Raw genomic sequence first — 13,418 nt, forward strand, 5'->3', positions numbered from 1 at the left:
TGCACGTCATCCCAGGAGCTGACGTGCGGTCCACCGGCGTACCCCCAGAGTCTGGCCGCGCGTGCTACCGCAGGCCGACGCGCCCTCAACTCCCTCTGACCTAGCCTCATTTGACATGACGACGGCAACCCGAACCACCCTGCTTCGACGCACCTTGGTCACCACCGCTGCCCTCGCTCTCGCCCTGCCTGTCGCGGGCGGAGCGACCGCCTTCGCCGACGGACGCGACAGCACCGGCGGCACAGGCGGCACGGGCGGCACGGGCGGCGTCTCGATGAGAGACACGGCGACAGCACCTCTCCATCTCCCGCGCCCCACCGGCCCGTTCGCAGTCGGGCGCGACACCCTGCACCTCGTCGACAAGAGCCGCCCCGACCCCTGGGTGCCCTCGGCGGACGCCCGGGAGCTGATGATCTCCGTGTACTACCCCGGTCGGCACGGCGGCGGCCGGCCCACCTCCTACACATCGGAGGAAGAGGCCAGGCTGATGCTGGAGTGGTGGAAGCTGGACAAACAGGTCTCCCCCGCCGCGTACAGCGCCACCCGCACCTTCGCGCGCACCGGAACGCGCCCCGCACCGGGGCGGTTCCCGCTGATCGTGCTCTCCCCCGGCTTCAGCGCTCCCCGCGCCACCCTGACCCACCTCGCCGAGGACCTGGCCAGCCGCGGCTTCGTCGTGGCCACCGTCGACCACGCCTACGAAACCACCGGCACGGCCTTCCCCGGCGGGCGCATCCTTACCTGCGAGGCCTGCGCGGGCGCAGACAAGCCCGGCCGGGGCAAGGCCGTCACGGCGGGGCGAGCCAAGGACCTGTCGTACGTCATCGACCGGCTGACCGGGCGCAAAGCCACCTGGCGGCACGCCCGCATGATCGACGCCGAGCGGATCGGCGCGGGCGGGCACTCCATCGGCGGGGCCGCCGCGCTCGCCACCATGACGAGCGACCGCCGGGTGCGGGCGGGCATGAACATGGACGGCAGCTTCCACACCGGGCCCGCCGGAATCGGGGGCCGGCCGTTCCTGATGCTGGGCACCGAGGTGCAGCACACACCGGGGGTCGAGGACGGCAAGAACTGGGACGAGACCTGGCAGGGCCTGGACGGCTGGAAGCGCTGGCTCACCGTCGCGGGTTCCGGCCACTTCACCTTCACGGACGCGCCCGTCCTGATGGGGCAGGCCGGCGTGGTGGACCCCGAGGTGCCGCTCTCCGGTGAGCGTTCCGAGCGGATCACGCGGGCGTACATAGGGGCGTTCTACGAACAGCACTTGCGCGGCACGCCGCAGCCCCTCCTCGACGGGCCGACGCCGGGCAACCCGGAGGTCACTTTCCAGCGACGCTGACCTCACGAAACCCGCTAGCATGTAATGCATGCCAGACATAAATGACCCTTACGAGGTGCGTGAGGGAGTGCCGTCCGTCGAGACCTTCCGCCGCCTGCGCACCGACGCCGGACTCTCCGACAAAACGCCCGAAGCCGTCGCGCTCGCCCTGCCGAACACCTGGCACGGCGTGGTGCTCCACCACGAGGGCGAGCCCGTCGGCATGGGGCGGATCATCGGCGACGGCGGCACGGCGTTCCAGATCGTCGACATCTGCGTACACCCCGCACACCAGGGGCGGGGGCTCGGCAAGCGCATCATGGCCGCACTGACCGAGGAGTTGGAACGCCGCGCGCCGGCGACCGCGTACGTCTCACTGATCGCCGACGGCCCGGCACGCTTCCTGTACGAGAAGTTCGGTTTCGCGGACACCGCCACACACGACTCGATCGGCATGTACCGCATGATGACGGCACAGCCGGAGGACCGTCCCGCGCCGACTGCTTGAGCCCACCCCTCCTTACCCCGGCGCGGCCGGGGTACCCGGGAATTCGACACGACAGCACCAAGCCCGTCGATCCCGAGGAGGCACCGGCCGTGGACGGCTTAAGGCGCTGGTTCGACCGCAGCCTGTTCGCACAGGCACTGCTGCTCTTCCCGCTGTGTGTGGGGGTCGCCGCCCTGTTCCGGCAGGACGCACATCCGGTCCGATGGCTGATTCAAGGCGCGCTCTACACCGGGGCCGGCCTCACCTGTGTGGCCTTCCAGCGCCGCAGGATCAGCCGCGCCATCGGCTCGCACCCCCGCGCGGTCGCCGATCTCAACCGCAGGATCCGGCACCGCGAGGTGCCGAGCGACCCCGGGGAACGGGCGACGATGCGGCGCCTGGTCGCCGAACACCAGGACCGGCTGGAACGGGCAGAGCGGTGGCTGCCGTACTGGCTGGGCGTCATGGGACTCATCGCGACAGCCGTGCTCGTGCTCAGCGCAGCCACCGGCTCGCTGCTCCCTTGCCTGCTCCTCGCCGGCGGTGTGGGTGCCTTCTGCTACTGGATCCTCTGGATGCGACGCCGCAACAAGGAGCGCTGCGAGTTCATGCGCTCGGCCCTGCGGGAGCAGAAGAGCGAACCGGTGGGCTGACCGGATCCGGTTCATGAACGGCCGGCGCTAGCGTGTTCGGTATGGATCGTCATACGGCACGTGTGCAGGGCATTGAGCGGCGGCAGATAGACGACGCCTGGCAGCGCATTGAGTCCTGGCTCGAACGGAACGCTCCAGCGACCTTGGCGAATCTGTTGCCCGGGGCTTCCGAGGCCGAAATCGAGGAATTGCAGGGCTCTTTGGGCGTGCGTCTGCCCGTCGGGCTGCGGGCTGCGGGCGTTGTGGAGTCGGCGGGCAGGAGTGCGGCCGGAGCCGATGCCTGGATTCATGCCGGGCGAGAGTCTGCTGATGCCGTTCGATGTCGTCCGCCGCACGTATGAGCTCAAGATGCAGCTGCGACGGAGTGACGAGGAGGCGCAGCGGCGGACGGGCGGCACAGAGGAGATCACGGTGTGGCGTCCCTCCTGGATCCCCTTTGCTTCGATCGGCGCAGATGCTGTGTCCGGCCTGTGTCTGGACGCCGAGACCGGCAGGATCTGGTACTGGTGCGAGTACGCGGAGCGCAGCATCCAGTTCGAGTCGCTGACGGACTACGTGGAGGAGATGGCCGACGTCCTCGAAGTCCCGCTGCTCGCAGCAGAGGCGCGAGTCGGCCTGATGAACGGGTTCTTGGTGTGGGGGGTGCCGCACGATGCGGCCGAGCGAGCCGCGTGGGTGCCGTTGGCCGGGTGAGGCGTGCGCGTGAGGCCCTGGCGTTGCGCTTTCCCGCCCGTACCCGGTGACCCAGCCCACTTCCGGGGGCCCGTGGCTGTGAGGCCACTCATAGGGGGCACGTCACATGCTAAAGGCGGTAGTAGGCGCCCGGGGGCGTCAGGCCGGGGCGGGAGGTGCCTGGGGGCGCCCCGCGCGGGGGCCTCTTCGTAAGCGGGTAGTACGTCACATGATTGCGCGCCTCCCCGAGCGTCGCTAACTCTGGCTGAGTCTTCGGGACGCCCCGGCCACCCGGCACAGTCGCCCGCTCCGGTCCGGCGCCCCTCACGTCCCCATCCAGGAGTTCACTCCCGCATGTCGATGACCCGTACCGCCCGTACCGCCCGTACCCGCAAGTTCTCCATCGCCGGCCTCGCCACCGCCGGTGCCGCCGCCGCGGCCCTCACCCTGGTCCCCTCCCCCGCCCAGGCCGCCGAGCCTGCCCAGGCGCCCGCCTCCGCGCCGCAGGCCGCGGGCGACAAGAACTACCCCGAGAACCTCGACGGCTGGATCCGCGAGTCCCTGGACATCATGAAGTCCAAGGGCATCCCGGGCACCTACGAGGGTCTGCACCGCAACATCATGCGCGAGTCCGCCGGTGACCCGAACGCGCAGAACGGCTGGGACGTCAACGCCCAGAACGGCACCCCCTCCAAGGGTCTGCTCCAGGTGATCCAGCCCACCTTCGACGCGTACCACGTCGCGGGCACGCCGAACAACCTGACCGACCCGGTCGCCAACATCACCGCGGCCGCCAACTACGCCGCCGACAAGTACGGCTCCATCGACAACGTCGACTCCGCCTACTGAGCCCTCGGACGACCACTCCCCGGTTCAGGCCCACTGAGTCCTCGGTTCGCGAAGAGAGGCAGCGCATGCCGCACGAGAGCGGGAACGACCACCCGGCGCACACGGCCGGCGGCCCCGCGGCGCCCGGCCACGGGCCCGCGCGGGTACGCGGCTCGCGGCGCCGGCCCCGGCAGAAGGCCCTGCGGTACACCGCGTGGGGCGCCCTGGGCGCGGTCCTGATCGGCGGCGGGGGCGTGGCCTACGCCTGGCAGCACCTCAACGGCAACATCCAGGGCACCGACGTGAACGCCGCCCTCGGCCACGACAGGCCCGCCGAGCAGCGCGACGGGTCGATGAACATCCTCCTGCTCGGATCCGACTCGCGCGCCGGTACCCACGGCCGGTACGGCAGCGGTGTGAGCGGTGCACGGGCCGACACGGCGATGGTCCTGCACGTCGACAAGACCCACGAGAAGGCCTCGGTCGTCAGCATTCCGCGCGACACCATGGTCGAGCGGCCGCAGTGCGCGCAGCCCCACGGCGGCGGCGCGGCGGGCGCCCAGCAGGCCATGTTCAACTCGTCCTACCAGGTGGGCGGCCCCGCCTGCACGGTGAAGACGGTCGAGAAGATGTCGGGCCTGCGCATGAACCACTACCTCGAAGTCGACTTCAAGGGGTTCCGGAAGCTCATCGACGAGCTCGGCGGTGTCGACATCACCACCCACAAGGCCATCAAGGACCACAACAGCGGTCTCTCGCTGACCGCAGGCAAGCACACGCTGAAGGGCGAGGAGGCGCTGGCGCTGGTCCGCACCCGGCACGGCGTGGGCGACGGCAGCGACCTGGGCCGCATCCAGCTCCAGCAGGCGTTCATCAAGGCCCTGATCCACCGCGCCGACACCGTCGACCCGCTCAGCGACCCCGCCAAGTCCTACGACCTGGCGGACACCGCGACGAAGACCATCAGCGCCGACTCCGACCTGGCCTCCGCGGACAAGCTGCTCGGCCTGGCCAAGGAGCTGAAGGGCATCAGCCCCGACCGCACCGACATGGTGACCATGCCCGTGACCTACGACGCCCGGGACGCGGGCCGGGTCCTGCCGCTGGACAAGGCGTCGCACCAGGTCTGGAACGCGCTGCGCCAGGACCGCCCCATCCCGGATTCCGCGACGCGGGAGTCGGTGGCGGACAGGACGGACTCACCGGTGTCGGCCGGCTCCTGACCCGAGGCACCGGGGCACCAAGGCACCGGGCCTGGCATCGTGACCCTCACCACGAAATCCCACCCGAGTGGTTTCTGTTATCGAGGTGGGCGCTGGGCGTCTCCCCTGTGTCGGAGGAGTCAGCCCCCCACACAGAGAGCGGACACAGCGTGAGCAGCGAACGCCAAGTCACGATGATCAGGGCAGCGCGGGACGGGAACCAGCAGGCGCAGGACGCGCTGGTGGCGGAGTATCTGCCGCTGGTCTACAACATCGTCGGACGGGCCCTGAACGGCCACGCCGACGTGGACGACGTGGTGCAGGAGACCATGCTCCGGGTCCTCGGCGGCCTGGACGGTCTGCGCGACCCGGAGAACTTCCGCAGCTGGCTCGTGGCCATCGCCATGAACCAGATACGCGGCCACTGGCGCGAGCGCGCCTCGGGTGCGATACCCGCCGGCGGTGGTCTCGCGGACGCGTACGACGTCGTGGACCCGGGCGCGGACTTCGTGGATCTCACCATCACCCGGCTCGGACTCTCCGGGCAGCGGCGGGAGACCGCCGAGGCCACCCGCTGGCTGGACGAGGACGACCGTGCCCTGCTGTCGCTGTGGTGGCTGGAGTCCGCGGGCGAGCTCACCCGGGCGGAGGTCGCAGGGGCGCTGGAGCTGTCGCCGCAGCACACGGCGGTACGGGTGCAGCGCATGAAGGCCCAGCTCGAGACGGCCCGCGTCGTCGTCCGCGCCCTGTCGGCCACCCCACCGTGTGCGGGACTGCGGCAGATCACCGCCGGCTGGGACGGGGTGCCGTCGGCGCTGTGGCGCAAGCGTCTTGCCCGCCATGCCCGCGACTGCTCCGCCTGTGCGGGCCACTGGTCCGACCTGGTGCCCGCGGAGGGCCTGCTGGTGGGGCTCGGCCTCGTCCCGGTGGGCGCCGCGCTCGGGGGCCTGGTCGTGGCTCCGGACCTCGTCGAGGTCGGCTCCGCCTCCGCCGTGTCCGGCCACGGTGCGGGCGCCCCGGTCTCCGCCCGGACGCGGGCCCGCCGTGACCGCGCCAGACGACGGCGTCGTACGACGGGCATGGCCGCCGCCGCGGTCGTCGCGCTCGGCATCGGCGGCACCGCGGTGCACCTCCTCACCGGACCGGAAACGGACGAGAGCGCACCGGCCACCGCCGCCGCCCCCGCCTCACCCACCGCTCCCACGGCCTCGGCCTCGAAGAGCGCGTCCCCCTCGGCCTCCCCCAAGCGGTCGGCGTCCCCCAGCGCCAAGCCGTCCCCGAGTAAGACGAAGAAGAAAAAGAAGGCCGAGCCCACCCCGAGCCGCACCGCGGCCAAGCCGAAGCCCACGCCCAAGCCCGAGGCGCCGGACCCGGCGCCGCCGAAGCCGAGCGGCACCGCCGAGCAGGTCGTCGCCCTCGTGAACACGGAGCGGGCCAAGGCGGGCTGCGGCCCGGTCCGGTCCAACGGCAAGCTCGCCACGGCGGCGGCCAAGCACTCGGCCGACATGGCGGCCCGCGACTACTTCGACCACCAGAGCCCGGACGGCACGGACCCCGGCGACCGCATCAGCGCGGCCGGCTACCGCTGGAGCACCTACGGCGAGAACATCGCCCGCGGACAGCGGACCCCGGCGTCGGTCATGGACTCGTGGATGAAGAGCCCCGGCCACCGCGCCAACATCCTCAACTGCGACTTCAAGGAGCTGGGCGTGGGCATCCACAACGCGTCCGGCGGCCCGTGGTGGACGCAGGCCTTCGGCACAGCGCGCTGAGGCCGAGGGGCCCCGAGCCGTCCGGGCAGGCCGGCCGGCGTGCGGTCGGCCGGCGTGCGGTCAGCCGACCTGCTGCGTGTGGAACTGCTCAAGCCGCCGTTGCGCGAGCTGCAGCGTCCCGCGCTGGCGGCCGGGCACCCGGCGGCGCAGAGCGACCAGGCCGGGGCCCAGCGCGCGGACGGCCTCGGGGTCCCGTACACGGTCCCAGAGGTGGTGGGCGCGGTCTGCCGCCGCCTCCACCTCCGGGGAGTCCGCGGCCTGCCCCGCCGCGAGGCGGGCCGATGCGACCGCGAGCCAGGTCTCGCAGCTGCGCGCCGGGTCTCCGGCGAACCGCGCCAGGTCCGCCCGTACCTCCATCCAGTGGATGGTCTCCTTCGAGCCCGGTCCGTGCATGCGCAGCGCGCTCTGTTCCCAGGACGCCGCCAGAGCCGCCGCCTCGCCGTGCCGGCCCGCCTGGACGGCCGCGGTGATCGCCGCGTGCGGGTCCATGGAGGCGTCGGCGGGCGTCGGAGGCGGTGGCGCGGGTGAGGCGGAGGGCGGCGTGCCGGGGTCGTGGACCGGCAGCAGGTCCGGGGCGTTCTCGCCGAGGCTCAGGGCGGCCTGCTGATGCAGCTGGTGCAGCGGGGGACGGTGGCCGCTGCGGAGGACCGTCGCGAGGGCCTTCATGTACGCGGGGGTCGCGGGCGTGCGGCGTTTGGCGGGCGGCGCGACGCGGCCGTAGAACGCGACGCCTGGTCCCGCGTCGAGGGGCTGCTCGGTGAGGGCCTGCCAGCTCTCCGGGTCGGTGTGCAGGTCGGCGAGGACCGTGGTGCTGCCCACCGGACGCAGCCGCAGCTCCTGGGCGATCCAGTGCCAGGGGAACCCGGTGTAGCGGACCGTCGCCGTGGTGGTCCTGGCGAGCGCGAGGTGCAACTGCCGCTGGCGCCGGTCGAGATGGACCTGCCCGATGAGGTAGACCGTCAGCGGTCCCGGCGCCATGGCGGCCGCCCGCAGCCGGGTCAGTACCGTCTGCGGGTCCAGCGGGTCCGCCAGTTCCACGATGCTCGCGGTCGGCGTACCTGCGAGGATCTCCGGGGGCACCGTCGCGAGGACGGGAAGTACGGAGGCCGCGTCCACCAGGCGCCCCTTGCCCACCGGGGCAGCCGCGACGAGCAGCACGGTTCCGGGCATGGGCCCCTCCCTCTCGATCATCACGTCAGCACCGTATCCGCATCTCCCGCCCGCCGCGCCCTTCGGGCTTCACCTGCTGTGACACAGGGGGGTGCGGTTCGGGCGGTCGCTCCCAATTCGGTCCGAAGCGCGCGAAGTCGGACGATGCCGACACGGGGCCCGGGGGGACTTGCGCAGCGCTTCGATGAAATCATCGGGGGATGTCTGACTTGATCATTGCCGCCTGCGACGGAGCGGCGAAGAAGAATCCCGGGCCCGCCGCCTGGGCCTGGGTGGTCGCCGACGCCGAGGGCCGCCCGCAGCGCTGGGAGGCGGGACCGCTCGGCCACGCCACGAACAACGTGGCCGAGCTGACCGCACTGGCCGAGCTGTTGGAGGCCACCGACCCGGCGCGGCCGCTCGAAGTGCGGATGGACAGTCAGTACGCGATGAACGCGGTCACCAAGTGGATCGCGTCCTGGAAGCGCAACGGATGGCAGACCGCGGCGAAGAAGCCGGTCGCCAACAAGGACCTCGTCGTCCGCATCGACGCGCTGCTGCAGGGCCGCGCGGTGACGTTCCGGCACGTGGCCGCCCACCAGGTGGGCGGTGACCACCTCAACGCGATCGCCGACGTCGCGGCCAGCGACGCCGCGACGACCCAGCAGCCCGCCGGCACCGCCCACGGCGCCCGCGAGATCCCCGAACCGCGCCCCGACCGCATGACCGCAGCCCCCGCGGACCGCACGCCGAAGAAGACCGCCACCCGCACGAAGAAGTCGGCGTCGAGCGCCGTCATCAAGGCCAAGTACCCCGGGCGCTGCCACTGCCAGAAGCCGTACGCCGCCGGAGAGAAGATCGCCAAGAACGCGCACGGCTGGGGCCATGTGGAGTGCCGGGACACCGCCGACGCCTGACCCCGTCCGGACACCGCCGGCGCCTGACACCGCCTACCAGTCGAACGTCCGGGTGTCGAGCATGTTGAAGCCGAGCGTCGACTTGCCCACGTACTCCAGGCACGCCTCAGGTCCGGCGGGCAGCACCGAGCAGAAGGTCGCTTCGCGCAGCAGCCGCTCCATGGGCCCCGGGCCGGTCAGCGCGTCGGCACCGCAGATCCGGACGGCGCCCAGGGCGAGCCGGGGAGCGAGTTCGGTCATGCAGTACTTCGCCGCGTGCACCGCCGTGTGGGCCTCCGGGCTGCCCTTCTCCTCGTCGACCAGCCGGGCGGCGGAGTAGACCAGCGCCCGGGCGGCCTCGAGGTCGACGGCGAGCCGGCCGACGTCCGCCTGGAGGGTGGGCGAGGAGCGGCGGTGCTCCTGGGACCGGAGGAAACGGACGGTGAGTCTGAGGATGGACTCCGCGATGCCCAGATACGCGCCCAGGCAGCCGGACACCGCCCAGTGCGGTTCCCTGACCAGTCTGAAGAGGGAGAGCCCTTCCTCGCCGAGGAACAACCGCTGTCTGGGGACGGCCACTTCGCTCATCGTCAGGGTCGCGGTCCGTGTGCCGCGCGGTGCGGCGGCGTTTCCGGTGGTGGCGTCCCCGGCGGTGGTGAAGGAGACGCCGGGGTCGTCTTTGGACACCACGAAATGCGACACCTCATCGGCTATCGCGGCGCCTTCTTCGCGGGCCGCGACCACGTAATGGTCGGCGATACCGGCGAGTGGCACACAGGACTTGGTGCCTTTCAGGATGTAGCCGTCTCCCGTGTCGCGGTAGGTGGCGCGGATGTGGTGGAGTCCGGCGCCGGTTCCCGTCTCCGTCGTGGCGGAGGCGAACATCCGGCCGTGCTCGACGACTTCGGCGAAGAGCCAGGTGCGGAAGCGGTCGGCTGCGGCGGGGAGCGGGGACCCGCCCGTATCGCACAGCGAGCCGATGGCCACATTGTGCGCGTTGAAGCCGAGGGCGACCGCCCCGTCACCGGTGGCCAGCGCCTCCAGGACCTTGGTGTAGTCCAGGAACGAAAGGCCCTCGCCGCCGAACTCCCGGGGGACGAGGAGCGTCAGAAGGCCGGCCTCCCGGATCAGCCGGTAGCCGCGGTGCGGGGCGAGCAGGCCGCGGTCGACCTCGGCCGAGCCGCGGGAGAGCACTTCGGCCGTCCCGCGCGCCCGGTCGAGTATCGCCGTGGTGTCCGCCGCGTCCATGGAGTGCATCCGATCCTTTCCGCGGCCGCCCGCGAAGTGACCCCGTCAGGAAGGCCCCGGGGCCGACGACGGCGCTCTGCCCCATGTCCGGGGCGCCGCGCTGCCGTTCACCGAGGCGTTCCACCCCGATTCCAGCAAGTGCCTTGCCGGTGGCGTGGACTGTGTTGACGTCGTCATGCGAAGCACAACCCCCTTGATGCGCGCTGAAATTGTCGTACCGGTGTTCGGAGGGCGTCCAATATCTGTTCGTACTGACCACCAGACCGGTCGGTTATGGGGGTTTCCCCCGGATGGCGCAGCCGACGTGCGCTCTCCCGCCACGGACGGTCTCCTTTCTGCAATGGGTTACGACATAGACAGCCCGCGTGCAGCGGGCACCACACGACGTGACGCACTGGGCATGGCCGCGGTGCTGTTGGCAGGCGGCGCCCTCTCCTCGGGGGCGGCCGCGCCACGGGCCGGACTGGAGCCCGACGGCTCCTGCCCGGCCACCTACGACGCCGAGTTCGAGGAGGCCCTCGCCGCGGCCGACGCGGAGTTCCCGGAGGACGACGAACGAGGTCTCGCCGAGGCCGGTCCCCGCCGCCGGTTCACCCTCCCGCTGCGCCGCCGCTATCGGGTCACCACCCGGTACGGGAAGCGCGGCAACTGGCTCGCCGGTCACCACACCGGGGTCGACCTCGCGGTACCGCGGGGCACCCCTGTGTACGCGGTGGGCGCCGGGGTGGTGGTGCTGGCCCGCTGGTCGGGGTCGTACGGCAACGCCGTCACCGTCCGGATGCCGGACGGGCACTACGCGCTGTACGCCCACCTCTCCCGCATCCGGGTGCGCAAGGGTGCCCGGGTCCGCGCCGGGACGCGGCTCGGGAGCAGCGGCAGCACGGGCCGTGCCACCGGACCCCACCTCCACCTGGAGATCCGGGCCCGGCGCCACTACGGCTCGGACATCAGCCCCTACCGCTATCTGGCCCGCCGGGGCGCCCGCCTCTGGTGAAGGCGGCGGCAGGGGCGCCCCGGCGGTGAGCGCGGTGGTCACGGCCTCAGGGACTTGAACGCCCGCGTCTGCTCGACGACGGCCCGCTCCGTGGGCAGCCGTTCGATCGACGAGGCGCCGAAGAAGCCGACGATGCCGGTGGTGTGCTCGAGGACGTACCGCGCGTCCTCGGGCTCGGCGATGGGGCCGCCGTGGCAGAGCACGAGGGCGTCGGGGTTCACGCGCTTGGCGGCGTCGTGCATCTCCTGGACGGCGGCGGCCGCCTGGTCGAGCGTCATCGCGGTGCCCGCGCCGATGGAGCCCTTCGTGGTCAGGCCGACGTGCGGGACGAGGACGTCGGCGCCCGCCCTCGCCATCTCCGCGGCCTGCTCCGGGTCGAAGACGTAGGGCGCGGTGAGCAGGTCGCGCTCGTGGGCGGCGCGGACCATGTCGATCTCCAGGCCGTATCCCATGCCGGTCTCTTCGAGGTTGACGCGGAACGTGCCGTCGTACAGGCCGACCGTGGGGAAGTTCTGCACGCCGGTGAAGCCCATGGCCTTCAGCTGGTCGAGGAAGAGGTCCATGCGGCGGAAGGGGTCCGTGCCGCACACGCCCGCGAGGACCGGGGTGTCCCGGACCACGGGCAGGACCTCGCGCGCCATGTCGACGACGATCTCGTTCGCGTCGCCGTACGGCAGGAGTCCGGCCAGGGAGCCGCGGCCCGCCATCCGGTAGCGGCCGGAGTTGTAGATGATGAGCAGGTCGACGCCGCCCTCCTCCGCGCACTTGGCGGACAGGCCGGTGCCGGCGCCCGCTCCGATGACGGGCCGGCCGTCGGCGATCTGCGCGTGCAGGCGGGCCAGTGCTTCCTTGCGGTTCATGGGGTGCTCCTGGAAAGGGTGAGGTCAGCGGCCGGCCGGTACGGCGGCGCGTGCGCCGATCAGCTGGTGCAGGCGGTCGGCCATCGCGACCGCGAAGGACGCGTCGTTGATGTGGGCGTCGACCTCGTGCAGGCGTACACCGCTGCCGCACACGGTGGCACGCAGGGCGTCGAGGCCCGTCATGTCGGCCACCGGGTCGGCGAAGGGGGCATCCGTCATGTCCACGGCCGAGAGTCCGCGCAGGGGCCAGAAGACTTCGGCGGGCCCGCGGGCCGCGGCGAGCTTGTGGCCGAGCATGGCACCCAGGGCGGCCATCTCCCGGGCGGTCGTCCGCATCAGCGTGACCGTCGGGTTGTGGACAAGGAACCGCCGTCCGGCGAAGCGTTCCGGGATGCTCGCCTCGGGGCCGAAGTTGACCATGTCGAGGGCGCCGGGCGCGACGACCTGGGGGATGGCCGCGGCGCCCGCCGCGGTGAGCCGGTCGGGGCCCGCGCTGAGCACTCCCCCGACGAGTTCGTCGGCGAGTTCGGTGGTGGTCAGGTCGAGCACGCCGTCCAGCAGGCCGTCGGCGGCGAGCTTCTCCACCGCGCGGCCGCCCGCGCCCGTGGCGTGGAACACCAGGACCTCGTAGCCGAGTTCGGCGAGCCGGGCGCGGGCCGCGTCGACGGCGGGTGTCGTCACGCCGAACATGGTGGCGGCGACGACCTTGCGCCGGGGGCCCGCCAGCTCCTCCAGGTTGCGCTCCTGCCGGCGCGCCATGCCGGCCGCGGCGGCCGCCGCGTTGCCGAGGACGTGGCGCGAGACGGAGTTGATGCCGGAGACGTCGACGACGCTGTACATCATCGTGAGGTCGCTGCTGTCGACGTACGGTGCCACGTCGCCGCCCGCCATGGTGCTGACCAGGACCTTCGGCACGCCGATGGGCAGGGCCCGCATGGCCTGCGCGGCGATGGCCGAGCCGCCGCTGCCGCCCGCCGCGAGCACCGCGTGGAGCCTGCCCTGCCGGTACAGGTCCAGGACGACCCGGGTCAGTCCTTCGGCCATGGCGGCGACCGCCGCACCGCGGTCGCCCGCGCTCCGCAGCCCGGCGAGTTCGTGCCCGGCGGCGCGCGCCACCGTCTCGGCCGCTATGTCGGGCGTGGGTGTCTGGGCGGGCGGCGGGAGTACGCCGACGTCGACAAGCAGGACGTCGCTGCCGTACTCGCGGAGCCGTTCGCGCATCCACGCGTACTCCTCGCCCTTGGTGTCCAGCGTGCCGACGAGGACCACGGTCGCCATGTCCTTCACTCTCCTTCATGTGCCCAGTGGTGCTGATCCTGTGGCCGGTCCTGGTCGG

At 72.1% G+C, this 13,418-nt stretch carries 14 protein-coding genes; 9 read left to right on the forward strand and 5 right to left on the reverse strand.

All coding sequences use genetic code 11. The features are described from left to right. Positions 1 to 115 precede the first annotated feature (115 nt). The 3 genes from ACH4D5_RS24810 (at position 116) to ACH4D5_RS24820 (ending at position 2,461) form a co-directional block, all read left to right on the forward strand. Positions 116 to 1,342: an alpha/beta hydrolase family protein gene (locus tag ACH4D5_RS24810; RefSeq protein WP_398306507.1), complete on the forward strand. Its 1,227-nt coding sequence runs from the start codon at positions 116 to 118 to the stop codon at positions 1,340 to 1,342. Between the two features lie 28 nt (positions 1,343 to 1,370). Further along, positions 1,371 to 1,829, forward strand: coding sequence for a GNAT family N-acetyltransferase (locus ACH4D5_RS24815; RefSeq protein ID WP_398306509.1), 459 nt, complete (start codon positions 1,371 to 1,373; stop codon positions 1,827 to 1,829). An 89-nt stretch (positions 1,830 to 1,918) separates the two neighbouring features. Beyond that, entirely contained in the window at positions 1,919 to 2,461 is a 543-nt protein-coding gene (locus tag ACH4D5_RS24820; RefSeq protein ID WP_398306511.1) for a hypothetical protein, read from the forward strand. An 11-nt stretch (positions 2,462 to 2,472) separates the two neighbouring features. On the opposite strand, the gene ACH4D5_RS24825 is transcribed toward ACH4D5_RS24820, so the two are convergent. Continuing rightward, positions 2,473 to 2,751, reverse strand: coding sequence for a hypothetical protein (locus ACH4D5_RS24825; RefSeq protein WP_398306513.1), 279 nt, complete (start codon positions 2,749 to 2,751; stop codon positions 2,473 to 2,475). A gap of 19 nt (positions 2,752 to 2,770) precedes the next feature. On the opposite strand from ACH4D5_RS24825, the gene ACH4D5_RS24830 reads away from it, so the two are divergent. The 4 genes from ACH4D5_RS24830 to ACH4D5_RS24845 all read left to right on the forward strand — a co-directional run bounded on the left by ACH4D5_RS24830 (position 2,771) and on the right by ACH4D5_RS24845 (position 6,935). Then, complete coding sequence (locus ACH4D5_RS24830) at positions 2,771 to 3,154, forward strand: hypothetical protein (RefSeq protein WP_398306515.1); 384 nt, start codon at positions 2,771 to 2,773, stop codon at positions 3,152 to 3,154. A gap of 333 nt (positions 3,155 to 3,487) precedes the next feature. Next, positions 3,488 to 3,982: a transglycosylase SLT domain-containing protein gene (locus ACH4D5_RS24835; protein ID WP_398306517.1), complete on the forward strand. Its 495-nt coding sequence runs from the start codon at positions 3,488 to 3,490 to the stop codon at positions 3,980 to 3,982. Between the two features lie 65 nt (positions 3,983 to 4,047). Then, entirely contained in the window at positions 4,048 to 5,184 is a 1,137-nt protein-coding gene (locus ACH4D5_RS24840) for an LCP family protein (protein ID WP_398306519.1), read from the forward strand. Between the two features lie 149 nt (positions 5,185 to 5,333). After that, complete coding sequence (locus tag ACH4D5_RS24845) at positions 5,334 to 6,935, forward strand: sigma-70 family RNA polymerase sigma factor (protein WP_398306521.1); 1,602 nt, start codon at positions 5,334 to 5,336, stop codon at positions 6,933 to 6,935. Between the two features lie 60 nt (positions 6,936 to 6,995). On the opposite strand, the gene ACH4D5_RS24850 is transcribed toward ACH4D5_RS24845, so the two are convergent. Continuing rightward, complete coding sequence (locus tag ACH4D5_RS24850) at positions 6,996 to 8,105, reverse strand: hypothetical protein (RefSeq protein ID WP_398306523.1); 1,110 nt, start codon at positions 8,103 to 8,105, stop codon at positions 6,996 to 6,998. A gap of 200 nt (positions 8,106 to 8,305) precedes the next feature. Here ACH4D5_RS24850 and ACH4D5_RS24855 point away from each other — a divergent pair, with 200 nt between their 5' ends. Then, on the forward strand, positions 8,306 to 9,001 hold the full coding sequence (locus ACH4D5_RS24855; protein WP_398306525.1) for a ribonuclease H: 696 nt from the start codon (positions 8,306 to 8,308) through the stop codon (positions 8,999 to 9,001). Positions 9,002 to 9,034: 33 nt separating this feature from the next. Here ACH4D5_RS24855 and ACH4D5_RS24860 read toward each other — a convergent pair whose 3' ends face one another. Further along, positions 9,035 to 10,237 carry an acyl-CoA dehydrogenase family protein gene (locus ACH4D5_RS24860; protein ID WP_398306527.1) on the reverse strand — a complete coding sequence of 401 codons (1,203 nt, stop codon included), beginning with the start codon at positions 10,235 to 10,237 and terminating at the stop codon, positions 9,035 to 9,037. Between the two features lie 331 nt (positions 10,238 to 10,568). Between ACH4D5_RS24860 and ACH4D5_RS24865 the strand changes: the two genes are divergently transcribed. Next, entirely contained in the window at positions 10,569 to 11,222 is a 654-nt protein-coding gene (locus tag ACH4D5_RS24865; RefSeq protein WP_398306529.1) for a M23 family metallopeptidase, read from the forward strand. A gap of 38 nt (positions 11,223 to 11,260) precedes the next feature. On the opposite strand, the gene ACH4D5_RS24870 is transcribed toward ACH4D5_RS24865, so the two are convergent. Both ACH4D5_RS24870 and ACH4D5_RS24875 read right to left on the reverse strand, forming a co-directional pair. After that, the gene (locus ACH4D5_RS24870) at positions 11,261 to 12,082 is read right to left on the reverse strand and encodes a phosphoenolpyruvate hydrolase family protein (protein WP_398306531.1); all 822 of its coding nucleotides are present in this window, start codon (positions 12,080 to 12,082) and stop codon (positions 11,261 to 11,263) included. A 24-nt stretch (positions 12,083 to 12,106) separates the two neighbouring features. Continuing rightward, a complete protein-coding gene (locus ACH4D5_RS24875) occupies positions 12,107 to 13,360 on the reverse strand; it encodes a Tm-1-like ATP-binding domain-containing protein (RefSeq protein ID WP_398306533.1) in 1,254 nt (417 codons plus the stop codon). Positions 13,361 to 13,418 lie beyond the last annotated feature (58 nt).

It is taken from the genome of Streptomyces sp. NPDC018029 (genome assembly GCF_044327655.1).
Lineage (GTDB): Bacteria > Actinomycetota > Actinomycetes > Streptomycetales > Streptomycetaceae > Streptomyces.

What these genes read in the sequence shown, in the direction of transcription:
- ACH4D5_RS24810 (WP_398306507.1), top strand. Translation starts at nt 116, where the DNA reads ATGACGACGGCAACCCGAACCACCCTGCTTCGACGCACCTTGGTCACC.
- ACH4D5_RS24815 (WP_398306509.1), top strand. Translation starts at nt 1,371, where the DNA reads ATGCCAGACATAAATGACCCTTACGAGGTGCGTGAGGGAGTGCCGTCC.
- ACH4D5_RS24825 (WP_398306513.1), bottom strand. Translation starts at nt 2,751, where the DNA reads ATGAATCCAGGCATCGGCTCCGGCCGCACTCCTGCCCGCCGACTCCAC.
- ACH4D5_RS24830 (WP_398306515.1), top strand. Translation starts at nt 2,771, where the DNA reads ATGCCGTTCGATGTCGTCCGCCGCACGTATGAGCTCAAGATGCAGCTG.
- ACH4D5_RS24835 (WP_398306517.1), top strand. Translation starts at nt 3,488, where the DNA reads ATGTCGATGACCCGTACCGCCCGTACCGCCCGTACCCGCAAGTTCTCC.
- ACH4D5_RS24840 (WP_398306519.1), top strand. Translation starts at nt 4,048, where the DNA reads ATGCCGCACGAGAGCGGGAACGACCACCCGGCGCACACGGCCGGCGGC.
- ACH4D5_RS24850 (WP_398306523.1), bottom strand. Translation starts at nt 8,105, where the DNA reads ATGCCCGGAACCGTGCTGCTCGTCGCGGCTGCCCCGGTGGGCAAGGGG.
- ACH4D5_RS24855 (WP_398306525.1), top strand. Translation starts at nt 8,306, where the DNA reads ATGTCTGACTTGATCATTGCCGCCTGCGACGGAGCGGCGAAGAAGAAT.
- ACH4D5_RS24860 (WP_398306527.1), bottom strand. Translation starts at nt 10,237, where the DNA reads ATGCACTCCATGGACGCGGCGGACACCACGGCGATACTCGACCGGGCG.
- ACH4D5_RS24865 (WP_398306529.1), top strand. Translation starts at nt 10,569, where the DNA reads ATGGGTTACGACATAGACAGCCCGCGTGCAGCGGGCACCACACGACGT.
- ACH4D5_RS24870 (WP_398306531.1), bottom strand. Translation starts at nt 12,082, where the DNA reads ATGAACCGCAAGGAAGCACTGGCCCGCCTGCACGCGCAGATCGCCGAC.
- ACH4D5_RS24875 (WP_398306533.1), bottom strand. Translation starts at nt 13,360, where the DNA reads ATGGCGACCGTGGTCCTCGTCGGCACGCTGGACACCAAGGGCGAGGAG.